General features: G+C 66.1%; 23 protein-coding genes. 9 read left to right on the top strand and 14 right to left on the bottom strand.

Annotation, left to right across the window (positions count from 1 at the left end; translation table 11 throughout):
* Position 1 precedes the first annotated feature (1 nt).
* Both AUL32_RS10160 and AUL32_RS10155 read right to left on the bottom strand, forming a co-directional pair.
* Complete coding sequence (locus AUL32_RS10160; RefSeq protein WP_244497781.1) at positions 2–457, bottom strand: hypothetical protein; 456 nt, start codon at positions 455–457, stop codon at positions 2–4.
* 74 nt (positions 458–531) lie between these two features.
* Entirely contained in the window at positions 532–2,274 is a 1,743-nt protein-coding gene (locus AUL32_RS10155) for an alkaline phosphatase (RefSeq protein ID WP_062114419.1), read from the bottom strand.
* Between the two features lie 377 nt (positions 2,275–2,651).
* Between AUL32_RS10155 and AUL32_RS10150 the strand changes: the two genes are divergently transcribed.
* The 5 genes from AUL32_RS10150 (at position 2,652) to AUL32_RS10130 (ending at position 11,152) form a co-directional block, all read left to right on the top strand.
* Positions 2,652–4,529 carry an amylosucrase gene (locus tag AUL32_RS10150; protein WP_062114416.1) on the top strand — a complete coding sequence of 626 codons (1,878 nt, stop codon included), beginning with the start codon at positions 2,652–2,654 and terminating at the stop codon, positions 4,527–4,529.
* A gap of 355 nt (positions 4,530–4,884) precedes the next feature.
* Positions 4,885–6,486, top strand: a complete 1,602-nt coding sequence (locus tag AUL32_RS10145; protein WP_062114413.1) for a methyl-accepting chemotaxis protein — start codon at positions 4,885–4,887, stop codon at positions 6,484–6,486.
* A gap of 257 nt (positions 6,487–6,743) precedes the next feature.
* A complete protein-coding gene (rpsO, locus tag AUL32_RS10140; RefSeq protein WP_061972731.1) occupies positions 6,744–7,013 on the top strand; it encodes a 30S ribosomal protein S15 in 270 nt (89 codons plus the stop codon).
* A gap of 345 nt (positions 7,014–7,358) precedes the next feature.
* Positions 7,359–9,497, top strand: coding sequence for a polyribonucleotide nucleotidyltransferase (gene pnp / locus AUL32_RS10135; RefSeq protein WP_062114410.1), 2,139 nt, complete (start codon positions 7,359–7,361; stop codon positions 9,495–9,497).
* 218 nt (positions 9,498–9,715) lie between these two features.
* Positions 9,716–11,152: a diguanylate cyclase domain-containing protein gene (locus tag AUL32_RS10130; RefSeq protein WP_062114405.1), complete on the top strand. Its 1,437-nt coding sequence runs from the start codon at positions 9,716–9,718 to the stop codon at positions 11,150–11,152.
* 60 nt (positions 11,153–11,212) lie between these two features.
* Here AUL32_RS10130 and AUL32_RS10125 read toward each other — a convergent pair whose 3' ends face one another.
* Complete coding sequence (locus AUL32_RS10125; RefSeq protein WP_062114403.1) at positions 11,213–12,265, bottom strand: aldo/keto reductase; 1,053 nt, start codon at positions 12,263–12,265, stop codon at positions 11,213–11,215.
* A 191-nt stretch (positions 12,266–12,456) separates the two neighbouring features.
* On the opposite strand from AUL32_RS10125, the gene AUL32_RS10120 reads away from it, so the two are divergent.
* Both AUL32_RS10120 and AUL32_RS10115 read left to right on the top strand, forming a co-directional pair.
* Positions 12,457–13,158 carry an alpha/beta fold hydrolase gene (locus tag AUL32_RS10120; RefSeq protein ID WP_062114400.1) on the top strand — a complete coding sequence of 234 codons (702 nt, stop codon included), beginning with the start codon at positions 12,457–12,459 and terminating at the stop codon, positions 13,156–13,158.
* Positions 13,159–13,240: 82 nt separating this feature from the next.
* The gene (locus AUL32_RS10115) at positions 13,241–13,753 is read left to right on the top strand and encodes an MmcB family DNA repair protein (RefSeq protein ID WP_061972723.1); all 513 of its coding nucleotides are present in this window, start codon (positions 13,241–13,243) and stop codon (positions 13,751–13,753) included.
* A gap of 13 nt (positions 13,754–13,766) precedes the next feature.
* On the opposite strand, the gene AUL32_RS10110 is transcribed toward AUL32_RS10115, so the two are convergent.
* The 3 genes from AUL32_RS10110 to hrpB all read right to left on the bottom strand — a co-directional run bounded on the left by AUL32_RS10110 (position 13,767) and on the right by hrpB (position 18,803).
* Positions 13,767–14,342 carry an ActR/PrrA/RegA family redox response regulator transcription factor gene (locus AUL32_RS10110; protein WP_274534664.1) on the bottom strand — a complete coding sequence of 192 codons (576 nt, stop codon included), beginning with the start codon at positions 14,340–14,342 and terminating at the stop codon, positions 13,767–13,769.
* Between the two features lie 48 nt (positions 14,343–14,390).
* A complete protein-coding gene (locus AUL32_RS10105) occupies positions 14,391–15,794 on the bottom strand; it encodes an ActS/PrrB/RegB family redox-sensitive histidine kinase (RefSeq protein WP_061972721.1) in 1,404 nt (467 codons plus the stop codon).
* 543 nt (positions 15,795–16,337) lie between these two features.
* On the bottom strand, positions 16,338–18,803 hold the full coding sequence (hrpB, locus tag AUL32_RS10100; protein ID WP_062114397.1) for an ATP-dependent helicase HrpB: 2,466 nt from the start codon (positions 18,801–18,803) through the stop codon (positions 16,338–16,340).
* A 202-nt stretch (positions 18,804–19,005) separates the two neighbouring features.
* Here hrpB and AUL32_RS10095 point away from each other — a divergent pair, with 202 nt between their 5' ends.
* A complete protein-coding gene (locus tag AUL32_RS10095; protein ID WP_062114394.1) occupies positions 19,006–19,398 on the top strand; it encodes a GFA family protein in 393 nt (130 codons plus the stop codon).
* An 8-nt stretch (positions 19,399–19,406) separates the two neighbouring features.
* Here the strand turns inward: AUL32_RS10095 and AUL32_RS10090 are convergent, their stop codons facing one another.
* Complete coding sequence (locus AUL32_RS10090) at positions 19,407–20,093, bottom strand: DUF1345 domain-containing protein (protein WP_244497779.1); 687 nt, start codon at positions 20,091–20,093, stop codon at positions 19,407–19,409.
* Positions 20,090–21,310 carry an ABC transporter substrate-binding protein gene (locus tag AUL32_RS10085; protein WP_062114389.1) on the bottom strand — a complete coding sequence of 407 codons (1,221 nt, stop codon included), beginning with the start codon at positions 21,308–21,310 and terminating at the stop codon, positions 20,090–20,092. Before AUL32_RS10085 ends, AUL32_RS10090 begins: the two co-directional genes overlap by 4 nt.
* A gap of 318 nt (positions 21,311–21,628) precedes the next feature.
* Here AUL32_RS10085 and AUL32_RS10080 point away from each other — a divergent pair, with 318 nt between their 5' ends.
* Positions 21,629–23,080 (top strand): hypothetical protein, encoded by a 1,452-nt coding sequence (locus tag AUL32_RS10080; protein ID WP_062114384.1) that lies wholly within the window; start codon positions 21,629–21,631, stop codon positions 23,078–23,080.
* Positions 23,081–23,181: 101 nt separating this feature from the next.
* Here AUL32_RS10080 and AUL32_RS10075 read toward each other — a convergent pair whose 3' ends face one another.
* The 6 genes from AUL32_RS10075 to AUL32_RS10060 form a co-directional block, all read right to left on the bottom strand.
* Complete coding sequence (locus AUL32_RS10075) at positions 23,182–23,562, bottom strand: hypothetical protein (protein WP_156421418.1); 381 nt, start codon at positions 23,560–23,562, stop codon at positions 23,182–23,184.
* On the bottom strand, positions 23,559–23,984 hold the full coding sequence (locus tag AUL32_RS10070; protein WP_156421417.1) for a hypothetical protein: 426 nt from the start codon (positions 23,982–23,984) through the stop codon (positions 23,559–23,561). Before AUL32_RS10070 ends, AUL32_RS10075 begins: the two co-directional genes overlap by 4 nt.
* A gap of 13 nt (positions 23,985–23,997) precedes the next feature.
* Positions 23,998–24,189, bottom strand: a complete 192-nt coding sequence (locus AUL32_RS25190; RefSeq protein ID WP_156421416.1) for a hypothetical protein — start codon at positions 24,187–24,189, stop codon at positions 23,998–24,000.
* Positions 24,186–24,362, bottom strand: a complete 177-nt coding sequence (locus AUL32_RS10065) for a hypothetical protein (protein ID WP_156421415.1) — start codon at positions 24,360–24,362, stop codon at positions 24,186–24,188. Before AUL32_RS10065 ends, AUL32_RS25190 begins: the two co-directional genes overlap by 4 nt.
* A 92-nt stretch (positions 24,363–24,454) precedes the next feature.
* Positions 24,455–24,625, bottom strand: a complete 171-nt coding sequence (locus AUL32_RS25185) for a hypothetical protein (RefSeq protein WP_156421414.1) — start codon at positions 24,623–24,625, stop codon at positions 24,455–24,457.
* A gap of 278 nt (positions 24,626–24,903) precedes the next feature.
* Complete coding sequence (locus AUL32_RS10060; protein WP_062114371.1) at positions 24,904–26,046, bottom strand: helix-turn-helix domain-containing protein; 1,143 nt, start codon at positions 26,044–26,046, stop codon at positions 24,904–24,906.
* Positions 26,047–26,136 lie beyond the last annotated feature (90 nt).

Genomic DNA, 26,136 nt, shown 5'->3' with positions numbered 1-26,136 from the left:
ATCACACGGAGGAGAAACGGGCGTCGACGATCCGCACCAAGCTGACGAAGCCGGTTTCGGGGTCGGTCCAGGAGCCCACCTCCAGCCGGCCCGACACCGCGATGGGCCGGTTGGCCTGCTCGAAGGTCTGCCGCTCGCGGAGATAGACGACGACGATATTGGCCGGCCAGTCCGCGTCCGAGGAGCAGAAGGGGCAGATCGACATGGGAATTTCGGTGAGCACGAAGAACTGCGCCTCGGCCTTGAGCGGCGGCGCCATGAAGCCGCGCATCTCGACGCTCTGACCGGCCAGCGACTTCAGCTTGTCGGAGAAGGCGAGGCCGAGCACGCTGATCTTGCCGTAGAGATCGTCGAAGCCGAGCGCTTCGGCGGCGCGGGCCGAGGGCGCGCGAAACGCTGCGAGCGCTCCGAGCAGCGATGCTGTGAAGCGCCGGCGGGAGAGAGCGAGCCCGGTCATGGCGAAGTCCTCCAATGGCAAAGGCCCCGGCGCGGCGCGCCGGGACCCGTCTGCGTCCGAAGGGACGTGAAGTTTTAGTTCTTGGCGGGCGCCAACGCGAAGGCATCGGCGAGAACGCGGTAGATGTCGCTCTCTTCCATGTAGCCTTTGAACTCCTCGGCGCCGGGGCCGGCGGCCTGCAGCACCACGTCGTCCACCGCATGGACGGCGGTGTCGGCCGAGCGCGGCAGGTTGCCTTCGCGGAACACGGCGCCGGGAACGTTCTTGTAGGCCTCGTTCGCCACGTATTCCTTCTTCTCGTTCTGGACGGCGGGCTCGAACGGGCCGTCCACCTTCGGGCGGAAGGTCTCGTAATAGTCCGGGAAGTCGGCGGCGAAGATGGCGAGGCGGCGCGACACGTCCACGCGGTCGGGATAGCCGTCGCCGTCCTTGTCCTCGTAGTTGGGGAAGCCGGCATCGGCATAGACGCCGACCTTCTCGCGCATTTCCGTGCCCGGCTTGTCGTCGTCGATCGTGCCGATGATCGAGATGCCGTGCGTGTGGTCGGCCGTGGTGACGATCAGCGTGTCGGGATGGGTGCGCTGGAACTCGCGCGCCACGCCCACGGCCTTGTCGAACTCGATCGTGTCGATCATCGAGCGCTCGAAGTCCATCGGGTGCGAGGCCTTGTCGATGCACGAGCCCTCGACCATCAGGAAGAAACCCTCGGGGTTCTTCGACAGGCGGTCCAGCGCGATCTCGGTCATCTCGACCAGACCCGGCTGGTTGGGGAATTTCGACACGGTGCCCTTCTTCAGGAAGCCGCGATCCAGCATGAAGTCCATGTTGCCGGTGTGGAACAGGCCGAGCAGCTTTTCCTGGTTCGAGCCCTTGGCCGTCTCCAGCTCGCCCTTGTCGGTCGCCAGCGCGTAGCCCGCGCCCTGGAACATCTGGATGTAGTTCTTGTCGTCCTTGCGCTTGGAGCCGGGCGTCGACTGCGGCAGGAAGTAGGCCGAGCCGCCGCCGAGCAGCACGTCCGGCTTCACCTTGAACAGCATGTCGACGATCTCGGGCTTGTCGGCGCGCTTGCGGGTGTGGGACACCACTGCGGCGGGCGTCGCGTCCTCGACCTCGGAAGTGACGACGATGCCGACCGACTTCTTGGTGGTGCGGCGCAGCGCCTCGGCGATGGTCTCGACCTTCGGATCGTCGAAGGAGTCCTTCGTGCGGTCGGCATAGACGCCGAGCGCGTTGATCGCCGACTTGTGGCCAGTCATGTAGGCCGACATCGTGTTGGCGCTGTCGGTGGCGATGGAATTGGTCGAGGACGTGCCGACGAAAGCCATGTGGTCGAGATCGTCCATGGCGAGGCGGCCGTTCGCCTTGCCCTCGGTCATGCCCTTGGACATGATGCGCGCGCCGGTGCGGTTGGCCACCGTCATGCCGTCGCCGAGCAGGAAGATGATGTTCTTGGCCTTGGCCGTGGCGGGCGTGCCGTAGACCTCCCAGGTCACCGCCTTGGTCTCGTCGCCGGCCTTGGCCTCGACCTTGTAGCTGCCCGGCGCCAGGATATGGCCGCCATGGATGCGGATGGCGGAGGCCTCGACGCCGTCTTCCTTCTCGATGAACTCGACGGGCTGACCGAGCACTTCGGCGGCGGGCTTGCCGTTGATGGTGACGGCGACGTCGCCTTCCTTCACAACGCCCTTGAACTCGACCTTCATGTCGAAGGGCGAGCCCGCCAGGATGGTCGCACGGTCGAGAGGCATGACCGTCGCCGCATGGGCGGTGGCGGTGAGCGCGCTGGTGACGACGAGCAAGCTGAGAAGGTGGCGCATCGATTGTCTCCACTGGGATCTGTCGGTTGCGGCATAGGTTTTCTTCATAACATCCGCGTGACAGCCCAGTTGAAAAATTCGAAACGGGCTCCAGTGGTGTTATGTTATAACATAAGAGACGAGATGAGGGGGTATCGCGGTTGGGTGAATGCTTCGCGCGTGAAGAACACGTCTGGCCCGGGGCAAGTCGTCGGAGCATCAGCTCCGCCCTCATACTTGCCGACGACTGATCCCTCGTGTCCGCGTTTCCCCATCTGCATGGCTGGCGAGCGGTTGGGCGTCGCGCGGATGGCGCGCCCTCCGCCGGGCGGCTGCTTCCCGGCCGCGCGGCCGCATGATATCGCGCCTGTCGGTTCAACCCATAGGCGAGATCAGACGTGTCCGACGTGCCGAGCTTTTCCGACGCCCTCGCTCATGTGCTGGCCCATCCCCAAGCCGCAGGCTGGGACGCGGCGTTCCGGCGCCGGTTCGACACGTATTTCCCCGCGCTGTTCGCCGAGTTCTCGGCGGTCTATGCCGGGCATCCCGCGTTCCTGCGCGAGCTCGCCGAGGCGGTGAACTGCGCCGCCTCGTCCTATGCCGAGCGCTCGGGTGAGCTGAAGGCGCTGGACGCCGCGCGCGAGGCCGAGCCGAACTGGTTCACGGACGAGCGGATGCTGGGCGGCGTCTGCTATGTCGATCGCTATGCCGGAACGCTGAAGGGCGTCGAGGACCAGCTTTCCTATTTCGAGGAACTGGGTCTCACCACTCTCCATCTCATGCCTCTGTTCCGGGCGCCGGAAGAGAATTCCGACGGCGGCTATGCCGTCTCTTCCTATCGCGAGGTGAACCCGAAGCTCGGCACCATGGCCGATCTCGAGCATCTGGCCGGCACCCTGCGCCGGCGCGGCATTTCGCTCACCGTCGACTTCGTCTTCAACCATACATCGAACGAGCATGAATGGGCGCGCCGGGCGCTGGCCGGCGAAAAGACCTACGAGGACTATTACCTCGTCTTTCCCGACCGGACGCTGCCCGACCAGTACGAGCGCACGACGCGGGAAATCTTTCCCGACGACCATCCCGGCTCCTTCGTGCAGCTGCCGGACGGGCGCTGGATCTGGGCGACCTTCTACCATTTCCAATGGGACCTGAACTACGCCAACCCCGCCGTTTTCCGCGCCATGGCGGGCGAGATGCTGTATCTCGCCAATCGCGGCGTCGAGATCCTGCGCATGGACGCGGTCGCCTTCATCTGGAAGCGGCTCGGCACGCCTTGCGAGAGCCTGCCCGAGGCACACCGTTTGCTGCGCGCCTTCAACGCGCTCTGCCGCATGGGCGCGCCGGCCATGGTGTTCAAGTCCGAGGCGATCGTCCACCCGGACGAGGTCGTCTCCTATATCGACCGCGCCGAATGCCCGATGTCCTACAATCCGCTGGTTATGGCGCTGGGCTGGGAAGCGCTGGCGACGCGGGACGCGCGCCTGCTGCAGCAGGCCTTCGACCGGCGCCAGTCGTTGCCGCCGGGCTGCGCCTTCGTCAACTATGTCCGCAGCCACGACGATATCGGCTGGACCTTCGCTGACGAGGAAGCGGCCGAACTCGGCATCCACGGCGGCGACCACCGGCGCTTCCTGAACGGATTCTTCGTCGGGCGCTTTCCCGGCTCCTTTGCGCAAGGCGAGCCCTTTCAGGAAAATCCGCGCACGGGCGATTGCCGCATCACCGGCACCACGGCCTCGCTCGCGGGCCTGGGGCGCGATCCCGACGCGGGCATCCGCCGCGTCCTGCTGCTTCATTCCGTCGCGCTGGCCGCCGCCGGCATTCCGCTTCTTTATCTCGGCGACGAGGTCGGCCAACTCAACGACCTCACCTATCTCGACCGCCCGGCCGAAGCGGTGGACAGCCGCTGGGTTCACCGGCCCTTCCGCCCGGACGCGCTCTACGAGCAACGGCACGACGAGGGCACCGTGGCCGGCCGGCTCTATGCCGGGCTGCGTCATCTGATCGCCCTGCGCAAGGCGACGCCGGCCTTCGGCGGCACGGCGCTGCGCGGCTTCTGGACCGGCAATCGGCATGTCTTGGGCTTCCACCGGCCCGAGCGGGGCGGGGTTCTCGTCTTCGCCAACCTGTCGGACGAGGCGCAGGTGCTTTCGCCCGAACGCTTCGGCGCGCTGCCGTTCTCCATGCGCGATCTCGTGGGCGGGAAGCAGGTAATTCTTGGCGACGGTCTCACGCTTCCGCCGCTCGGCTTCGTGTGGCTCGCACCGGCTTGAGGGGCGCGAGACGGCCGGCGCGGTCCGTGACCAGTAGATCGTTCTGCAATCTAAGGTTTCGATAAAAGATTTCTAGGTTCTGCTGATGGCCTTCTCATCGCCGCGACTAATTGGGACGCGATTGTCCTAATGCCTTTCACTCGTATTCATTCGCCTACTCTGCGAAGCGTGTGGCAATAATGCGTTGATAGTGAGATGTTCTTCTCTTGGTCGTTTCGATGTTGATTCTCGATGATGATTGCAGAGCCGAAATCGAATCTTGAAAATTGGGTGATGAGCCCAGTCGCCATTGTTGGATTCTCCAAGATTTAACTTCCCGCTGGCATGATCCTCTAATGTTTGGAGGAAACGTTTCATGCGCATGTGGCATTCCATCAAGCTGAGGTTGGCCCTGGCTTTCGTCCTTCTAACTTTATTGGGCGCGGCCGGCAGCGTTCTTGGCTTGAGACAGTCCAGCCATACGTTCGCGGCGCTGGACGAGCTTGCCAAGCGCCCCTTCCTTCAGGTCGAAGCCGTCGGCCAGGTGCGCCTGGCGCTCGCCGACGCGCGGCGCATCCTGTTTCGCGCCATGGTGGTTTCGCCCGAGGAGCGCGCGACGATCCAGACCGAGTATGGCGGCATCTGGTCGGACGCCGATCGTTGGATGAAGAGCTTCGAGGCGACGGTCGGCCCCGAGGGGCAGGCGGCCGCGCGAGCCCGCGCCGCCTCGCTGACGGCGCTGCGCGTCAAGATGGACGATGTCCTGCGTTGGATCGGCGAGGGGCGCGGCGATGCGGAGATCCTCGACGCGATCCGCAAGGACGAGGGGCCCGCTGCCGATCAGGTGAGCGCCGATCTCGCCGCCCTCAGCGATGCCGCCAAGGCCAATGTGCAGGGCTTCGTCGCCAAGGCGGACGCCGACTACGGCTCGGCCTGGACCGTCTCCGTCGCGCTGATCGCCACCTCGCTGCTCATGGGCACCGTGCTCGGCTTCCTGATCCTGCGCAGCTTCTCGACCGGCTTCGCCGAGCTGCGCGCCAACATGCTGCGCGTCGGCACGGGCGATATTTCCCATCGCATCGTCCACAATCGCCGGGACGAGATCGGCGAGCTTCTCACCACGCTTTGCCAGATGCGTTTGAAGCTGAACGAGATCGTCGCGGCCGTCGGCCTGCGCGCCCATGGGCTGACGCACACGGCGGGCTCGACCGCCTCCCTGTCGCAGCAGCTGGCCTCCGGCTCGGCCGAGCAGGCGGCGGCCTCCGAAGAGGCGAGCTCCGCCATGGAGGAAATGGCCGGCAATGTGCGGCACAATTCCGACAACGCAAACCAGACCGAGAAGGTGGCGCGCGAGGCCTTCACTCACGCCAAGTCGAGCGAGCAAGTCGTCCTGTCCTCCGTGGAGGCCATGCGGGCCATCGCGGAGAAGATCGCCCTCGTGCAGGAAATCGCCCGCCAGACCGATCTTCTGGCGCTGAACGCCGCGATCGAAGCAGCCCGCGCCGGTAGCCATGGCAAGGGCTTCGCCGTGGTGGCCTCCGAAGTGCGCAAGCTCGCCGAGCGCTCGCAGACCACCGCCGTGGAGATCGCGAGCCTGTCGCAGGAGACGCTGACCGCGTCCGAGACGGCGGGCCGGATGCTGACCGCGCTCGTGCCCAACATCCAGCGCACTTCGGAACTCGTCAGCGAGATTTCCGCCTCCTGCCGAGAGCAGGCGATCGGCATCGAGCAGATGAACCAGGCCATCGTGCAGCTGAGCCAGGTCACGCAGGAGAACGCCGCGAGCGCCGACCATCTGTCCGCCTCGGCGGGCGAGCTGAACTTCGGCGCCGGCGATCTTCAGGATCGGATCGATTTCTTCAAGCTGGAGGCCGACCTGCCCGGTCCGGGCGCCGCCGCTCCCACCACCCTGGCAGCCACCGCCGACCGGCCCGCGCAGCCCAGCGAGCGCGCCGCGCCCCTCTCGCTCGCAGCCTGATCCGCGCTGCCGCCACGTGTCCCCGCCCATGGCGGGACATGATACCCGAACGCCCTGCACGGCTCGCGCCGGCGGGGCGTTTTGACTTCGAAATCCCGCGTCTTTGGGCCGGGCTGGCTTTTCCGGGCAAAGCCCCTTATATCGGGGGCGCCGACGGGGCGGGTCACGATCCGCCCCTTGACGCCTTTCACGGCCCCTGCTGGACGACATCCCGGCTGAGGGCGACTCGAAACCTCCAACTTAAAAGGGGATCTACGATGTCGATCACGCCCGAGCGCAAGTCCGAGCTTCTCAAGGAATACGCCACCAAGGCCGGCGACACGGGTTCGCCCGAGGTCCAGGTCGCGATCCTGTCGGAGCGCATCGCCAACCTGACCGAACACTTCAAGGGCCACAAGAAGGACAACCACTCCCGTCGTGGCCTTCTGAAGCTCGTGTCGCAGCGTCGCCGTCTCCTCGACTATCTCAAGGAGCGCGAGGAAGAGCGTTACACCACGCTTATCACCCGTCTCGGCCTGCGCCGCTAACGGACCACGCGGCGCCGGAGCCTCGCTGTTCCGTCGCCGCACCTCTTTCCGGTTCGCTTCCACGCGGGCCGAATGCCCCGGCGGCGCCGCGCCGATCGCAGCGTCCGCCACGGAAAGGGTTCATCGCCCTTTCCGGGAGGAGCCCCTTCGCTCCTTCGACGAGTTGAACGCTCATGGGGCAGGATTGCCGGTTGCTTCCCGGCATGGGTTCTCGGCTTTGGCCGGAAACCGCACCGTGCCCGGGGCCGGAGCGCCCCGCCGGAAGCAGCCCGCCGTCTTGCCCGTGCGCGTTTTGAAATTTTGCCCCGGCCGCCCGAGCGCGGCCCGCACGAGAGGCATACCCTCATGTTCAATACCCACAAGGTCGAAATCGAATGGGCCGGCCGCACGCTGGTTCTCGAAACCGGCAAGATCGCGCGTCAGGCTGACGGCGCGGTGCTGGCGACCTATGGCGAGACCACGGTGCTCGCCACCGTCGTGTCCGCCAAGGCGCCCAAGGCCGGCCAGGACTTCTTCCCGCTGACCGTCAACTACCAGGAAAAGGCCTTCGCGGCCGGCCGCATCCCCGGCGGCTACTTCAAGCGCGAGGGCCGTCCGAGCGAGAACGAGACGCTGGTCTCGCGCCTGATCGACCGTCCGATCCGCCCGCTCTTCGCGGAAGGCTACAAGAACGACACGCAGGTCGTCGTCACCGTTCTCCAGCATGACCTCGAGAACAATCCCGACGTCGTCTCCATGGTCGCCGCCTCCGCCGCGCTGACGCTCTCGGGCGTGCCCTTCATGGGCCCGATCGGCGGCGCGCGCGTCGGCTACATCAACGGCGAGTACAAGCTGAACCCGCATGTCGACGAGATGGCGGAGTCGAAGCTCGACCTCGTCGTCGCCGGCACGCAGGACGCCGTCCTGATGGTGGAGTCGGAAGCCCGCGAGCTCGACGAGCAGACCATGCTCGGCGCCGTCATGTTCGGCCATCGCGGCTTCCAGCCGGTGATCGACGCGATCATCCGCCTTGCCGAGCACGCCGCCAAGGAGCCGCGTCAGCACAACGCGCCGGACTTCGCCGAGCTCGAGCGCGAAATGCTCGGGATCGCCGAGGGCGAGCTGCGCGACGCCTACAAGAACACCGACAAGCAGGCCCGCTACGCCGCGGTCGACGTGGTGAAGGGCAAGGTCACGGCGCATTTCTTCCCGGAAGGCGCGAGCGAGCTTCGCTATTCCAAGGAAGACGTCGGCAGCGTCTTCAAGGAACTGCAGGCCAAGATCGTCCGCTGGAACATTCTCGACACCAAGAGCCGCATCGACGGCCGCGATCTCGAGACCGTTCGCCCGATCGTCGCGGAAGCCGGTATCCTGCCGCGCACCCACGGCTCGGCCCTGTTCACGCGCGGCGAGACGCAGGCCCTCGTGGTCGCGACGCTCGGCACCGGCGAAGACGAGCAGTTCGTCGACAGCCTGACCGGCACCTACAAGGAGACCTTCCTCCTTCACTACAACTTCCCTCCCTACTCGGTCGGTGAGACCGGCCGCATGGGCTCGCCCGGCCGCCGCGAGATCGGCCACGGCAAGCTCGCCTGGCGCGCCATCCGCCCGATGCTGCCGGCCAAGGAAGCTTTCCCCTACACGATCCGTGCCGTGTCGGAGGTCACCGAGTCGAACGGCTCGTCCTCCATGGCCACCGTCTGCGGCACCTCGCTGGCGCTGATGGATGCGGGTGTCCCGCTGCAGAACCCGGTCGCCGGCATCGCCATGGGCCTGATCCTGGAAGGCGAGCGCTTCGCCGTCCTGTCCGATATCCTGGGCGACGAGGATCACCTCGGCGACATGGATTTCAAGGTCGCCGGCACCGAGAACGGCATCACCTCGCTGCAGATGGACATCAAGATCCAGGGCATCACCGAGGAGATCATGCGCATCGCCCTCGACCAGGCCAAGGGTGGTCGCATCCACATCCTGGGCGAGATGAACAAGGCGCTGGGTTCGGCCCGGGCCGAGCTCGGCGAGTTCGCCCCGCGCATCGAGGTCATGCAAATTCCGACCGACAAGATCCGCGACGTGATCGGCTCGGGCGGCAAGATCATCCGCGAGATCGTCGAGAAGACCGGCGCCAAGATCAACATCGAGGACGACGGCACGGTGAAGATCGCCTCCTCCTCCGGCAAGGAGATCGAGGCGGCCCGCAAGTGGATTCACTCGATCGTCGCCGAGCCGGAAGTCGGCGAGGTCTACGAGGGCACGGTGGTCAAGTGCGTCGAGTTCGGCGCCTTCGTGAACTTCTTCGGTTCGCGCGACGGCCTCGTCCACATCTCGCAGCTGGCCGAAGAGCGCGTCCAGAAGACCTCCGACGTGGTCAAGGAAGGCCAGAAGGTCTGGGTCAAGCTCATGGGCTTCGACGAGCGCGGCAAGGTCCGTCTCTCGATGAAGGTCGTGGACCAGGCCACGGGCGAAGAGATCAAGAAGACCGGCAAGGAAGACGACGCGGCCTGATCGCGCCTCTCCACGGTTGATATCGGAAAGGGCGGGTGGCGACACCCGCCCTTTTTCGCGTGCAAGGTGGAGCGTCGGGCCGTGTCGCGGGGCGTGTCCGTTCATCGTCCGGAGACCCCACGATCCCCCTTTGGCGTGAACATTTTGCGTGGCCAGCTAAAGCGGATTTTCACGCTCTTGCGCGATACAGGATTGGACGCGCAATCCAAGGCACAGGAATGCTGAGTGCATATGAAAGCCACAGGAGGGCGCTGACGCGCGCGACGGCGCCGGTCGCCGTGCTTGTGGCTTGTCTGCTGGCCGCGCTGCTGGCCGGGATCGTCCTCGTGGCGGGGCAGCAGACGCGTCAGGCCGATGAGACCAACAGCCGACGCGTCGCCGAAGCCTTGAAGGCCGAGAAGATCCATCTCGCCCAGAACACGGTCGACTACGCCACCTGGGAGGATGTCGGCCAGCGCGTCGTCAAGGCGGGGGACAAGGCCTGGGCCGAGGCGAATCTCGGCCTGACGCTTCTGAAGACGTTCGGCATCGACCTCGCCTTCGTGATCCAGCCGAACGGGCGGACCGCCTATGCCTTCCGCGACGGCTTCCTCACCGAACTTCCCGCCGAGGCGATCATGGGCGAAGGTTGGTCGCCGCTTCTCGATGCGGCGCGCCGTGCCCCCGTCGGGCAGCCCGTATTGGGCTTCCTTCTCGCCGACCGAAAGCTCGCGATCGCCGCCGCCAGCCCCCTGGTCCTGGCGGAACCCGGCGGTGACGGTCCGCCTCCCATTCTGGTGTTCGCCCATCGGCTCCAGCCTCGTCTTCTCGGGGAACTGTCGCACACCTATTCCCTGTCGAATTTAGAGGCGACGGCGTCGCGGCCGGAGGGCGACTCCCATCTGGCGCTGAAGACCATCGACAATCGGACGCTCGGATTCATCACCTGGCACGCGAGCTCGATCGGCGACGACCTCCTGCGCGTGACCCTTCCGATCTGGTTCGTCCTCGCGGTTGCCTGCACGGTTACCGTCATTCTCGTGCGTCACCAGACCGACACGGCGGCGCGCCTCATCAGCATTGGCGACTGGCGCGTCAGGCACGATCCCCTCACCGAGCTGCCGAACCGCATCCTGCTCCTCGAACATCTGGACGGCTTGGCCCGAGATCTTATCGATACGGGACGCGGCTTCGCCGTGCTCTATCTCGATCTCGACGGCTTCAAGGCGGTCAACGACACGCAGGGGCACGATGCCGGCGACCAGGTGCTGCGCTTCGTGGCGGAGCGGATCGCGGCGCTGATCGGTGCCGAAGATCTCGCGGTTCGCCTGGGGGGCGACGAGTTCTGCGTCGTGCTCGGCTCAGGCGCGGGGCCGGCGCGCGTGCAGCCCATGGCCGAGAAACTGATCCAGGCGATCGGCGAGCCCATGCTTCTGCGCAACGGCGCCGAGGTTCTGGTCGGCGCGACGATCGGCGTCGTGATCGCGCCGGTCGACGGGTCGAGCCCGCGCCAACTCCTGCACCGGGCCGACGATGCGCTCTACCACGGCAAGCGCATCGGCAAGGGGCGCATCTGTTTCCACCGCGACCTGCCCCTGGAGGGGGATCGCGGCGGTCGAGCGTTTCTGCCGATGCCGGAACTCGGGCGTCCTTCGCCGGGAGAGAGCGCCTTCTGACGGACGTAAGGCCGCAAGCGTCGAAGCCCGGGTCGGGGGCGCCGACGCCGTGGCGCGCCGTCAGGGCGCGGGATTGCCCACGCGCTGGTGCACGGCGTCCACCGCCGCCTGCATCTCGTCGGTCCACACGACGTCTTCCGCCGCCAGACATTCCTCCAACTGCGCCATGGTGGTGGCGCCGATGATCGTCGCCGTCACGAAGGGCTGCGCCAGGACGAAGGCGTTGGCGAAGGTCGCCGGCTGGAGGCCGAACTCGTGCGCCAAGGCCACATAGGCGTCCACCGCCTCGGCGGTGCCGGGCTTCTCGTAGCGCTGGAGCCGGTCGAACAGCGCCTTGCGCGAGCCCTCGGGCCGGGCGCCATTGGCGTATTTGCCAGTGAGATAGCCCTGGCCAAGCGGAGAATAGGCGAGAAGGCCGACATCCTCGCGCAGCGCCACTTCCGCCAGAGCCGGCTCGAAAACGCGATTCAGAAGGTTGTAGGCGTTCTGAATGCTGGCGACGCGCGGCGCGCCGGTGCGTTCGGCATGGGCGAGATAGCGCATCGTGCCCCAGGCCGACTCGTTGGACAGGCCGAGATGGCGGATCTTGCCCTCGCAAACCAGCTGCCCCAGCGCGTCGAGCGTTTCCTCGATCGGCACTTCGGTGGCGTCGGCGGCGGGCGACTTCCAGCGGGTGGGCACCGAGCCGAAGCCGGAGGTCGGCCGGTCGGGCCAGTGGACCTGATAAAGGTCGATCGCCTCGACGCCGAGGCGCTTCAACGAGCCTTCCAGCGCTTCGCGGATATTGGCAAGGTCCAGGCGCGGCTTGGACGCGTCCTGCCGGAACCAGGTGGAGTCCGAGCGACCCACGACCTTGGTGGCGATCACGACGCGATCTCGCAGGCCGCGCGCCTTCAGCCAGGAACCGATGAAACGCTCCGTCGCGCCCTGCGTCTCGGCCTTGGGCGGGATCGGGTAGAGCTCGGCCATATCGAGGAAATCGACGCCGGCCTCGACCGCGCGGTCGAGCTGCGCATGGGCCTCGCTCTCCGTGTTCTGCTCGCCGAAAGTCATCGTGCCGAGGCAGATGCGGCTGACATGGAGGCCGGTGCGGCCGAGGGGGCGTTTCTGCATGGGGAGGGGGTCCAGTCGAGACGGGCGAGCAAGATGCGGGGAAATTCCCCGCCTCTTACGCTTCCCTCTTCCGCACTGCAAAGGCGCCCGCACCAAAACTTTCGCATCTGCGACGGCATGCCCGGCCATCGCCCCGGGGGAGCTCGCCCTATATGCGCGGCGAGCGCCGATTCCGAACCCGGAGCGACCCGATGCGTCTTGTCTTCATTCCCGCCTTCGCCTGCGACGGCGATCTCTACGAGCCCTTGGTGCCGCTGCTGCGGCTCGATTTCGACTGCGAGACCGTAACGCCCGCCGAGCCTGATCTTGCGGCATGCGCCAAGCTCGTTCTGAACCAGATCGGCGATGCGCCCTTTCTCGTCGCCGGCACGTCCTTCGGCGGCCATGTGGCGCGCGAGGTGGCGCTGATGGCGCCAGGGCAGGTACGCGGGCTGATCGTCATGGGGGCGGGGCCGGCCGGCGTGATCGACCGCGCGCCGCTGGAGCGCCGGCGCGCGGCGATCGAGGCCGATGGCGGGGCGGAGATGCTGGAGGATATGGCGCGGCGCATCGTGTTCGAGCCGGAAGGGCGCGGCCAGGAAGCCGCCGACGCCTTTCGCCGCATGACGGAGCGCGCTCCGGCCAGCCGGCTCCTGGCGCAGAACGAGGCGCTGGCGACGCGGCCCGACCGGACGGGCGATCTGTCCCGCATCACCTGCCCGGCGCTCTTGATCTGGGGTGCGGACGACCAGTTCTCGCCGCCCGGCGCGGGCCAGGGCATGGCCGAGGCGCTGCCCGATGCCCGCTTCGTGCTTCTGGAGGAATGCGGCCACCTGCCGAGCCTGGAGACGCCGATGCGGGTCGCCGCCGAAATCCGCCGCCGCTTCGTGCCGGAGGTGCCGACCGGAGCGTGAGCGGGTCGCGACACCCTGTCGCGTTTCCGATTCGTTCCGAATTTCGCTTGAAGGGGCGGGGCGCAGTGGGCTAACTCGGCCCATGCCCATCGTCTCTCCCAACCTGCGCGATCCCCTGGTCGATGGCCGGCAGTCCGAGCGTGCCCTTCTGGTGCGCCGGGGCGTGCAGCGGCTGATGATCCAGATGCGCGTGTCCGTTTTGCCGGAAATCCCGCTGACAACCGGGCGGCGCGCCGATCTTCTCTGCCTGTCGGAAAAGGGCGAGTTCACCATCGTGGAGATCAAGTCCTCGATCGAGGACTTTCGCGTCGACCGCAAATGGCCGGACTACCGGCTGCATTGCGACCGGCTCTACTTCGCCACCCATCCCGGTGTGCCGACCGACATCTTTCCCGAATGCTGCGGTCTCATCCTGTCGGACGGCTACGGCGCGGAAATCTTGCGCGAGGCGCCGGAGGAACGCCTGTCGGCGGCCACGCGAAAGGCTCTGATGCTGCGCTTCGCGCGCATCGCCTCGGACCGCCTCCTACGGGCGGAGTGGAGTGCCAACCCGTTTCTGACCGATGGCGGGTTGGCGCTGGACGAGGACGGCTAAGCGTCGCCTTGGCTCAGCGCGGCGCGCGCTTGGCCAGGATGCGCTGGAGCGTGCGCCGATGCATGGAGAGGCGGCGCGCGGTTTCCGAGACGTTGCGATCGCAAAGCTCGTAGACCCGCTGGATGTGCTCCCAGCGGATGCGATCGGCCGACATCGGGTTTTCCGGCGGCTCGGCCTTGGTGCCGGGGTCGCGCATCAGCGCGGCGATCACCTCGTCCGCGTCGGATGGCTTGGCGAGATAGTCGATCGCGCCGAGCTTCACGGCATTCACCGCCGTCGCGATGTTGCCGTATCCGGTCAGGACCACGACACGCGCGTCGGGCCGCGCCCGGCGCAGCGCCTCGATCACGTCCAGCCCGTTGCCGGTGCCGAGCCGCATATCCACCACGGCGTAGGCCGGGGGGCCGGAGCGGATCGCGCTCGTGCCCTCGGCCACGCTTTCGGCGGTGCGCACGTCGAAGCCACGCTGCTCGAAAGCCCGCGCGAGGCGGGAGACGAACGGCTTGTCATCGTCGACGAGGAGAATGGAATTGTCGCCCTCGATCCGGACAGGAGGCGGGGCCGACGTCTGGGTATCTTGCATCAACATGGCTCATATCCCTTGTGCAATAGGATATGGGGCGCCAGTCGATCGAAATCAAAGTCGTGGCTCACCAAACATTAAGAATGGCGAAGAATCCGCGTTTCGCTCCGCATCGGCCATCGCACCCCGTCGAGCGTCCAACGTCGCGCGGGGCCAGACGATCCGAACCAAAGCGCCCTTCACCTCGCCCTCGGGCCGATTGCCGAAGACGATCCGCGCGCCGGAGCGCTCCAGCAGCGTCTTGGCGATGAAGACGCCGAGGCCGAGATTGCCGCCGAACTGGCGCGGGCCGTCCTCGCGCGGCGAAACGTAAGGGTCGCCGATCCGCGACAGGACATCGGGCGAGAAGCCGGCGCCGTCGTCGCGCACGTCGATCCGCACGTCCTCGCTTGTCCAGGCGACATCCACCGTCACCGCGCCGGTGGCGAAGTCCACGGCGTTCTCAACGATATTGCCGAGCCCGTAGAGAATGCCGGGGTTGCGGCGCAGAACCGGCTCGGCGCCGTCGCGCCGGCCGCTCGCGACGCGGATCTCGACGCCGAAATCGCGATGCGGCGCGATCACCTCCTCCACCAGCGAAAGCAGCGGCAGATGCGCCATGTGCTCTTCCGAAGAGGAGGAGAGGCTCGACAACTGCCGCAGGATCGCCCGGCAGCGTTCCGTCTGGGTGATCAGAAGATCGATGTCCTCGCGCATAGGATGGTCGGCGGGCGTGGCGCGGCCCATCTCCTTGGACACGAGCGCGACGGTGGCGAGCGGCGTGCCGAGCTCGTGCGCGGCGGCCGCGGCTAGCCCGTCGAGGGCGGACAGATGGTTCTCCCGCTGCAGCACCATCTCCGTCGCGGTCAGCGCGTTGGACAGGGTGCGCGCCTCGGCGGCGACACGATAGATGTAGAAGGTGGCGAAGACCATGGTCGTCACCAGCGCGAACCACATGCCGCCGAGATAGGGAAAGGGCAGGTTGAAGGGCGCGTCGGCCGGCCAGGGCACGGGATAGTGGAAGAAGGCGAGGAAGGTCGCCGCCAGCACCGCCAGGATGCCGAGACCGATCGTGACGGCGGCGGGCTGCGTCGCGGCCGCGATCATCGCCGGCACGATCAGGAAGATCGCGAACGGGTTCTGAATGCCGCCGGTGAGGAACAGGAGCCCGCTCGGCTGCAGGATGTCGAAGGTCAGGATCGTCGTCACCTGGCGCACGGGCAGACGCTCGGTGCGGGGAAAGCGCAGGCCGATGGCGATGTTGAGAAGCGCGGAAACGGCGATCAGGGCCAGACAGGCGGCCACGGGATAGGGATACCACAGGCCCCAGGCGACGAAGACGCAGGCCGCGAGCTGGCCGCCGACCGACAGCCAGCGAAGCCGCGTCAGCGTCGCCACGCGCATGCGCTGGCTTTCGCGCAGGTTCTGGGGTGGCCAGGCCGGAGCGTCGAACTCGGACGGGCCGGGCAGCTTCATCATCGCGGAGGCTTTCGTTGACCGGTTGCAATGACTTAAGGCGGCACAGGGTGGAAGGATAGGGCGACGGATCGGCGCGTTTCGAGCCGCACCGGCGGGCTGAGGCGCGAGTGGGCGCAGGAGTGGGGCGAGCTTTCGACGCGTTTGGCGGGGCGGCGTGTCTTCCCATTCCGTTAGGGCAGGCGGGGCGACCGATCTTGGGCAAGCCATACAGCCAGAGCGCCTTCACAAGACGCATCGACTTTGGTGCTGATGACTCTCGCTTCCGGTCGATCAAATGGTCCGCCCGGGCGGATTGACGAAGCGCAGAGTGTTTCCGTCAGGCCGCTTGGAAAGAGAAGCGGCAAGTCTCCGCGCGTTCATCGACCGATGACTTCTCTTCAGCTGGGCCGATTGCGCGAGAGCGGAACGTCGATGCCCCCGCTGGATCTTGTCGAAGCTGTGCTGGCTTTCCGCCTTCGAGCATAAACATCGGTGAGATCGCCTGCCGCAGCTCCGGGCTTCGTCCCTCGATCATTCTCCGGCGGGATAATGCGCGAACCGCCCCTACTGCCCGCGCGGCTTGACCCGGTTGGTCGGCGCGGCGGAGGCGGGGTCCTCCGGCCAGGGATGGCGGGGGTAGCGCCCGCGCAGGTCGGCCCTGACGTCGGCCCAGGAGCCCGCCCAGAAGCCGGGCAGGTCGCGCGTGATCTGGATCGGCCGCTGCGCCGGCGAGAGGAGTTCCAGCGTCAGCGGCCAGCGCCCGCCCGCGACGCGGGGATGCGCGGTGAGGCCGAAGAGTTCCTGCACGCGGATGGCGAGAACCGGCCCCTCCGCCTCGTAGCGGATGGGATGGTGGGTGCCGGTCGGCGCGGTGAAATGCGTGGGCGCGAGAGTGTCCAGCCGCCGTGCCTCGCCGGGCGGCAGGCGCGACAAGAGCCCCTCCGCCAACATGCCGGGCTCGATGCCGCCGACCGAGGAAACGCCGGGCAGGTAGGGGCCGAGCCAGTCGCCGAGTTCGGCGAGCAGCGTCTCGTCGTCGAAGCGCGGCCAGCTCTCGTCCGCTTCCGCCACGAAGCGCAGGCGCAGAGCCAGGCGTTCGCCCTCCTTGGTCCAGGGCAGGGCCTGAAGGCCGAGGCGGCGAACGCCGCCGATCAGCGCCTCGGTCACCCGTCCGTCGGCGGGCAAGGGCAGCGTCGCCTCGCTCAACGTGGCGCGGCCGAGCCGGCGCAGGCGCCGCGCGCGCACCGCGCGGCTGCCGGGGTCGAACAGGACGACCTCCTCCTCGCGGATGCGCTCGGCCATGAGCCGTTCCAGCGCCTCCCGGGGAAGCGGCGCTGCGGCGCGGATGCGTCCGACGCGGCCGGGCGCATGCGGCTGCGCCAGCCCGCCGAGATCGGCCACCACCAGCGCGGGCTCGCGGGCCAGCGCGTGGGTCTCCTCCAGCGCGCCGCCGCGCCCGTTGGTGAGCACGAACTGGCCGCGCGCCCCGCGCGCGATGGCGATGCGGTCGGGATAGGCGAGCGCCAGAAGCGCACCGGGCTCGTCGCTCTCCACTTCGCCCGGCCCGTTCGCCTGGCGGGCGATGCGGATGGCCAGATCGCTCGCCGCCTTGGCGCGCGGGCTGCGCTCCTGGCTCCAGCGGCGCAGGCGCTCGGTGAGGTCGATCTCCGGGCCGCCGAGCCCGTGTTCGCTGAGAAGCACCGCGATGCGGGCCGCCAGACGCCGGCTTTCGCCGTGCGCCGCGCCCGCCACCATGCGCGCGAGGCGCGGCCCGAGCGGCAAGGCGCGCATGGCCTCGCCCTCCGGGGTCAGCCGGCCCGCCGCGTCCACCGCGCCAAGCTCTTCCAGCAGCAGCCGCGCTTCGGCCACGGCGGGCGTGGGCGGCGGGTCGAGAAAGCGCAGACTCGCCGGATCGCTCACCCCCCAGCTCAGCGTGTCGAGCAGGAGGCCTGACAGGTCGGTGGACAGGATTTCGGGTCGGTCGAAGGGCTCCAGCGCCGCCGTCTGCTCGGCGCGCCAAAGGCGGATGGCCGTGCCGGGGGCGGTGCGCCCGGCGCGGCCCGCGCGCTGCTCGGCCGAGGCCTTGGACACGCGCACGGTCTCCAGCCGCGACAGGCCGGTGGCCGGCTCGAACACGGGCTGGCGCTTCAGCCCGCTGTCGATCACCACCGTCACCCCGTCGATCGTGATCGAGGTTTCCGCGATCGTCGTGGCGAGCACCACCTTGCGCCGTCCGGCCGGGGCGGGGCGGATGGCGACATCCTGCGCCCCGCCCTCCATGGCGCCGAAAAGCGGCGCGAGGATCACGTCTGCCGGCACGCGCTTTTCCAGCCGTTCCAGCGTGCGCTCGATCTCGCGCTGGCCGGGCAGGAAGACGAGGATCGAGCCGGACCCCACGCCCAGCTCCTCCAGCACGGCGCGGGCGCTGGCCTCCTCCACGGGCTCGTCGGGCAGGCGGTCGCGGTGGCGGATTTCGACGGGAAAGGCGCGCCCCTCCGAGCGGATCACCGGCGCGTCGCCGATCAGGCTCGCCACCCGCGCGCCGTCCAGCGTCGCGGACATGACGAGAAGCTTCAGGTCCGGCCGCAGCGCGCCCTGCACGTCCAGCGCCAGGGCCAGCCCGAAATCGGCGTCGAGCGAGCGCTCGTGGAACTCGTCGAACAGAATGGCGGCGACGCCCGAAAGCTCGGGATCACCGATCACGAGCCGCGTCAGGACGCCTTCTGTCACCACCTCGATCCGCGTCCGGGCCGAAACGCGGGTGTCGAGCCGCATGCGCCAGCCGACCGTCTCGCCCACGTCCTCGCCCAGCAGCGAGGCCATGCGGCTGGCCGCCGCGCGCGCCGCGATGCGCCGGGGCTCGACCAGGAGAATGCGCCCTTGAGGCAGGTCGCGCAGCAGATGCAGCGGCGCCAGCGTCGTCTTGCCTGCGCCCGGCGGCGCGACCAGCACGGCCGAGCCATGCGCCAGCAGCGCGCGGGACACCTCGGGCAGGACGGCGGAAACGGGGAGCTCGGGCAGCGCGATCATGCCCGCGTTTTGGCGGCGGGCGGGGCGTAAGTCCAGCGGGGAACCGTGATCTCGTTCCCTTCGCCATCGGTCTCAGGCGTCGCATCCAAGCCGCGCGCTGGCTGACGATGAACTCAGACCGCTGCCACTTGACGCTGGCGCCGCCCTTTTTTCGAATGACGGGGGACTGGGCCATTGGCCCGGATGTTTGGGAGGCATCGGCATGGATCGATTTGTGGGCGGTTGTTTGTGCGGCGATGTCCGCTTCGTGGCGTCGGGATCACCCTATCTGGTGGGCCTCTGCCACTGCCTCGACTGCCGCAAGCATCACGGCGCGCTGTTCCATGCCTCCGCCATCTTCCCAGAAAAAGCTGTGACCGTGGAGGGTGAAGCGCAAAGCTATTCCGGCCGCTTCTTCTGTCCGCGCTGCGGGTCTTCCGTCTTCGGACGCAGCGGAGACGAGACGGAGATCAGTCTCGGTGCGCTGGATGCGCCGAGCCAGTTGAAGCCGACATACGAGCTTTGGACGGTTCGCCGCGATTCCTGGCTACCGTCCTTTCCGCTTCAACGGCATTACGAGCGGGATCGCGAAGGCGAAGGGCGGGCCGAAGGCTGAATCCACCCTCAGATCACGCTCGCCCCCACATTCACCGCCAGCGCCAGGATCGTCGTGTTGAACAGGAAGGCGAGGATCGTGTGGGCCAGCACGAGGCTGCGCATGCCGCGCGAGGTGACGGCGACGTCGGAGGTCTGAGCCGCCGCCCCCATGGTGAAGCTGAAATAGAGAAAGTCGAGATAGTCCGGCTCGGTGTCCTTTCCGGGAAAGGCGAGCCCGCCTTCGGATTTCGGGTCGCCGTAATATTCGCCGGCATAGTGCAGCGCCATGACGAACTGCGTCACCACCCAGGACAGAAGTACGGTGACGCCCGCCAGCGTCAGCCGCCCCGGGCTCGCCGCCGCCTTATCGCCCAGCCCGTGCAGTTCGGCGGCGATGGCGCCGAAGCTCGCGGCGATGCAGAGGCTCGTGACCACGAGAATGGCGAGCCGCCCCTCGTCCTGCCGCCGGGCCCGGGCGCGCAGGCGCCCGAGGTCGGCCAGCATCATCATTCGCCCGCAGGCGAGGAGATAAAGGAGGACGCCGCTGTCCCAGCCGGCCAGCGCCCGCGTGGACACGCGTATGTCGCTTGGCAGAAGCAGGAAGACGGCGACCATCAGGGCGACCGCGCCGAGCAGTCGCGGCCGGTTGCGCAGCATTCGCACGATGGCGAGCCAGCGGCGACGCCGGGGCTTCGGGGTGGCGGGGGCGCTCAACGGACGGACCGCCGTGCCCATTCCTCAACCAGCCGGTCGCCCCATTCCGGGTGCGGCTCGGCGATGGTGAAGGCAAGCGCCCGCGCGCTTGGCACGGCGGGGTCGCGCGCGTCGGCCCGCATCGCGTCGGCGATCCCTTGCGGCAGCGCCTTCAAGGCCAGCACGGTCGGGTCGGCCCAGCCGGCGAGATCGGCCTTGCGGCGCTGCGCCTCCGGCGACAGGAGAAAGTTGACCGCGACCAGGGCCCCGGCGGGCGAGGGGGCTGCGGCGGGAATGGCGAGGAAATGCGTGCCGCCGACCATGCCTCCGTCGAACAGAACGGGCCGGACGGTGGTGGGCAGGCGCCCTTGCCGGATCGCGGCGGCGGCGGCCAGCGGATCGAGCCCGACCACCATGTCCACCTCGCCCTTGGCCAGGAGGTCGAGCGCCTCGCCGTCGCTCCAGGCGAAGGAGCGCCCCTCGTGCCAGCTCGCGGCGCGCAGCCGCTCCATGGCGCGCCATAGCGGCGCCGTCACCTCGGCGAAGTCGCTGTTCTCGGCCGGGGCGAGCAGGACGGAAGGCTCGGCGGCTGTGTCGAACAGCATCTGTTCCAGAAAGCGCCGACCGGCGAGGCTGCCGGGCGCCGGAAGGGCAAAGCGGCCTCGATGCGCCTCGGCCCAGGCGAGAAGCGCGTCGGCCGTACGCGGCAGACTGTCGGATGGGCCGGCGCGCGCCGTGTCGGTGAAGAAGGTCAGCTTCTGAAGGCCCCAGGGCACGAGGCGAAACTCGGTCGGCTCGCCCGCGTCCGTGAGGTTGCTGGGGTGGGACTCCAGATCCACGAGAGGCCAGTTCGGCAGACGGTCCGCGAAGGGGGGAGACAGGCGGTCGGGGCGCTTCAGGGCGGGGAAGCCGTCGCCCTCGATCCACAGGAGATCAGGCGAGGCAGCCTCGGCATTGGCGGTGTCCGGCGCGGCAACGGGGGCGGCGCCGGCCGGATCGGTGGAAACCTCCAGCGTCACGCCGTAGAGCCGGACGAGTTCGCCCGAGGCCCATTCCAGATACGCCCCGGCGGCCGTCGGCGCGCCCGGCATGGCGAAACGCACGGTCTGCCCGCGCGCGGCGCGCTCCACGCCCGCCCAGTCCTCTAGATCGGGAAGGGGGGCGGCCCGCGCCGGGGCGTGGGCCAAGGCAAGCGCGGCCAGGCCGGCGAAGAGGACGGACCGCGGGCTTGGGATCATGCGGGAAGACCCTTTCCTGAAAGACGAGACGCCTCGCTCGTACGGCGGCGCCTTAAAAGCGGAGGCGAGCCGAGCGGGCGCTGCGCGAGCGAGGGCCAGGAAGTCTTTTCCTTCCTTCGTGGCCCAAGCTATCGCGCTGTTTTCTCATATAGAATTGATTTTGCTCACGTTTTCGCGGCGTGTTTGGTACACAGGGTTGGTACACACATGCGAGTCGCCATGCCTTCACCGTGGAAACATCCTAGCACCGGGATTCTGTGGTTCCGGGTTCGAATTCCAAGAGACGTGGTCGCAAAAGCTGCCGGTCGAACTGTTTGCGTGCCCGTTGGCCCCGTAAGGCGAAACATCGTCCTTAGGGATATCGCCAAGGTAAGCCTTCAGACGCGCGATCCGGCAATCGCAAAGGTGCGCTTCGCGTCGGTCCTCGACACGCTTTCCACGTTCTACGGGTCTTTGAGGGACGGTCCCGTCACGCTCAATTTTCGCCAATTCCTCGCAATCGCCGGTTCGATCTACAAGAGTCTGATCTCTGCCCATGAGGACAATCCGGGCGATGCCACGAGGTGGCGCGGCATGGCTGATATCTTTGTGAAGGCCACGGCCGGCGACGATCCATCAACGCGCGTCCACATGGCAGAAATTCTTGTCGGATCGTACCTCAACGACGAGCTAGAGGCGCGCGGGCTGGAAATCCATGAGGATAGCCGCCTCGCCGTCCTCGAAGAGGTTTCGATTGCATTTGCCAAGTTTCTGCGGGACGCCGAAGCGATGGCATTGCGGGACTATAATCTTCGGAGCTTTCCGACCGAAATCGAAGTCAAGCCTCCGAAATCCGCCGCCTTGTCGTTCGCAGACATCATTGACGAGCGAGTGAGAATCCTTTCTGCCGGCCGCGACGCCAAGGGTGCGCATCCCAAGACCATCGCGAAATTCCGGCGAGAGACTTCCCTTTTCGCTAAGTTTCGCGGCTCCGACGATGCGACCACCGTTACACATGCTGAAGTGTCGTCATGGATCGTGAATCTTCAGGAGAACCCCAAGCTCGGAAACAAGACCATAGGCGATTATGTGACCGACGTTTCTACCGTCTGCAACTGGGGCCGAAAACAGAAGTATTCGTTGTTCCCAGCGGAGAATCCGTTCCGATATGTCGAGTTGCCTAGATACGAGAAAGTCCCGCCGGCCGAGAGATCGTTTCGCATTGAGGAAGCTCGGGCGATCCTCTTGGCCGCACGCCAGCATCCGGAACCTCGCATTCACCTGCTTGTATTCTTCGCTGCCTACACGGGCGCAAGAATTTCCGAGTTGCAGTTTCTTCGGCCGGAGGACTTTCGGAAGATCGAAGGCAAATGGTTCTTTCGCATCGAAACAAATGAGTTTCGTACCGTCAAGACGCAGTATTCGGCGCGAACGGTTCCCGTTCATCCGGCCCTGATTGCTGAAGGGTTGCTTGCGCTTGTGGACCGAAGCGAGCGAGGGAGGCCCATATTTCGCGGAAAGGACAATGATACTATTGGTTCTTGGCTATCTGAGAACCGTCTGAATGAGCGTCCTGAACTGCGAGCTTCCCACAGTTTTCGACATCTTATGACTGATTTCCTGACCGAGATCGGAGCTTCGACCAGGGTGCGGTTGGCGGTCATGGGCCGAGCTTCTGGCGGTAGCGAGGACGGGTATGGGGGAGGGGACGTGGCCCTGCCGGGGCTGTGGCGAGAATTGGCGAAGATAAAACCTATCGTTCCCGTCCCCGCCCCATCCCCCGAAGATTGAAAAAACAGGCCATGGAGGCGCTTCCTGACGTTCAGGGCTAGTTGGGTAGCCAAAAACGACAGAAACGCCTCCACGGCCCATTCTGAGCATCTCAGAGCCTATCAGACGGGAATGATCCAATCGATCGGAACGCGGAGCTTAAGAGGCTGGCCGTCGAAGGTTCGGAAAAGAATGTCGCGAAAGCCGGAAGGCGGATCATAGCGGGCGGCGCGCTCGCTATCAATTTTCTCGCGAAAGGCAACAGACCGCTCGGTCGCCGCCCGGACCTCGGCAAGGCGCTGGGCTTCACGCTCCTCGGCCTCTGAGACCAGACCGGCCAGAAGACCTTGGGTTAGCAACTTGGCGCGGTCGCGACCATACCCCCGCAGGAGGTCGCGAGCGAGATCGCGGTGGCGAACATTCTCTGCGTCTCCGAATTCAGCCAGGGCGATAACGTCAACGTTCTCGGCAGTCTCGGGGATCGCGACGTTGCTCATGCTCACGCGCCGGCCTCCAATCTAAGCTTCGCCGCAAGGTTCGAATCGAAGTTGGTAATCAGGCCCTGTTTAGTACGATTGAAAGTCGGCCCCTGACGCCATGGATTCCCAGCCTGAGCGGCTTCCTTCGCGATGGCGATGCGCCCTTCACTCGAACGCGAGGCGGCGACCTTCGCTATGGCCTGTTGGGTGCGATTTCCGGCCGGCGCAGAGGGCGACTTTTCGTTGGCTTTGGTGTCGATAAAAGCAGGGAAGCGTGTCAAAGTCGCGCGAAACCAAGCTTCCACGTCGATTTCAGCGCCGTCTTCGCCAAGGGCTTTCACCGGCTTTCCGACCTCGAACCGGCCGGCCGACGCGAGGAGGGATGCAACAGCCTCCCGGCCAGTAGGAGTCAGGGATGCCCCCGTGACCTTTTCGAGGTCGCGCACAACCGCGTCAGAATTAGTTGGCATTGGCATAGGCATGGGCGTTCATTCCGTGAAGATGTAAAGCGTCAGAAAGTTCGGCGGTTTGTGCGGCGATCCGGCGAAGAAGTTCGGCCGGTGAGACTGCGAAACGGGCAGCCGCCATATCAATGCTGGCGAACTGATCGGCGGTGACTACCACGCTGATTGTGCGATCCGGGCGCTTCAAGCGGCCACCCTCCGGCGGCGACGGCGAGACTTGTCGGCCGCGATCTTCACTGCGATCGATCCCGGCAATTTCGGCCGGCCACTGGCAAGCCAGTTCGGATTGCCTTCCATCTGGCGCTGGCACCAGAGAAGGTCCAGCGAGAGGCCAGCTTCGAGGGCGGCATCCGCAGCCATTGCGAGTTCTGTCTCGCCGGCCTCAGTGAGGCGAACGCCAAGCGCCCTGCTCGCCATCGGCGCCAACATTGCGCCGCGTGATTTCCCCAACATCACGCGGCTTCCTTATCGATACCGTCCATCGCGGCGGTAACGAGAAGTCGAAGGTACGTAGAAGTCTGAAGTCCCGAAGCATTGGCTTCGCGAAGAACCTTTGCCTTCACCTCATTCGGGAGGAAAACGACCAATCGCTTGTAGTGATGTTCCAGAATTTCACGGGTCATGAGAGGCGTCCTATTGAATGGTTGCATTGCGTTGAATGTAGTTTGAGATATGGTTGACGCGCGTGCCACCGTCAATACCCCAGTAGAATCCAATGAAACGCAATATCCGGGAATTGGAGGGAATTATAACCGGATTATCTGGACTGGCTGTAGAGCCTGACGAACAAGGGTTTGCTTGGGATGCATCATGAGAAGAAAAAAGGAAAAGGGGGGAATTGTTTCTTTTTAAGGAAGAGCGGGAGGGGCTGGACAGACTTCCAGCCCCATCATCTCAATCCTCAGATTGCACAACGCCGTCGCTCGGCCATCGTTTTCTGGCAGTTGCCTTCCCGCTTTTCGCGTTCCAGATGCGACTTCCAGGCATCGTCCAAACCCAGTCCCTTATTCGAAGGCAAGCCGGCGAAGGAAACGAAACGTCGAAGCGTGTCGGACATGGAGACTGGTTTCATACCCCAGCCAGAGGCGAGGCCACTCAGCCGCTCCACCGCAGCCTTATGGTTTTCGTGCCCAGCGTCCATGATCTCCACGGGGAGCGGATGACTGGAAGAGGACGCGGCCGGCCGAAAGGCATGGTCCCTCTGCATCGTCAGGCCTCGTTCGATCCACGAACGGATGGAAGCCTCCCAGTCCCCTGACTGGGTATCCCTCTTGTCGTGGTAGTCCACGAAACGAGCATGACTGGCATTGATCGCGGCCTTGTCCGAGATACCGGCATCGTTGGCAATGCGCACATAAATCGGTCCCCACCGTTCACAGAACTCCGACCACCGGGTGGGGTTGTACCTCAATCCATCGGGGAGGCCGGTTTTCTTCGAAGAAGAATCATTCCCCATTTCTTCCGCGCCCGAGCGCGAAGAAAAAGGCGGGACGGCTTTTTCTCCTTTCCCTTCCAGAGTTCCGACTTCCAGCGTTTTACCTTCCAATGTTCGTGTATTCGTTTCGATACAGCCCCCTGTATCCCGATCGATACAGCCCCCTGTATTCGGAACGATACAGGGGTGCCCCTTTTCGGATACAGGGTTAGCCGCTTCTGAGGTCACCAAACGCAGGTTCGAACGCCCCGTGGAACGGCGCTGAGCGATAGCTTCGCCGTCGTGCCGCTGCCGGTCCTCGCGGGCCTTGATGACGCCTGGGCACGAGTCCAAACCGACAAACTCGTACGAGGAAGAGGTGCGACCGGCGCTCTGCGTGTAGCAGGCCGTTGCCTTGAGAATGCCGTTGGATTCCAGTTCGTGGATCGCCTTGAGCGCGGCGTTGCGCTTAACGCCTAGTTCTCGGGCGAGCGTCTTGTGGGACGGAAAAAGCGCGCCGGTCTTGGAGTTGTGATGGCCGAGCGCCATGACAAACAACGCGCGATGCGCCGTCGCTCCCATTTTCGTGTGCTCGCTGTGCCACAGGCAGAAGGCGACCTTGTCCCCCATGTCGGGGTGCCGATTACAATGTCCTGTAATTTCCGCCGTATCTCTGTAATTCGCGGCTTGATCCCGAGTCCGGGGTGCGTTATCTGTCAT

This window comes from Aureimonas sp. AU40 (genome assembly GCF_001463785.1).
Taxonomy (GTDB): domain Bacteria; phylum Pseudomonadota; class Alphaproteobacteria; order Rhizobiales; family Rhizobiaceae; genus Aureimonas.
This window is presented reverse-complemented; position numbering and strand designations above follow the sequence as displayed.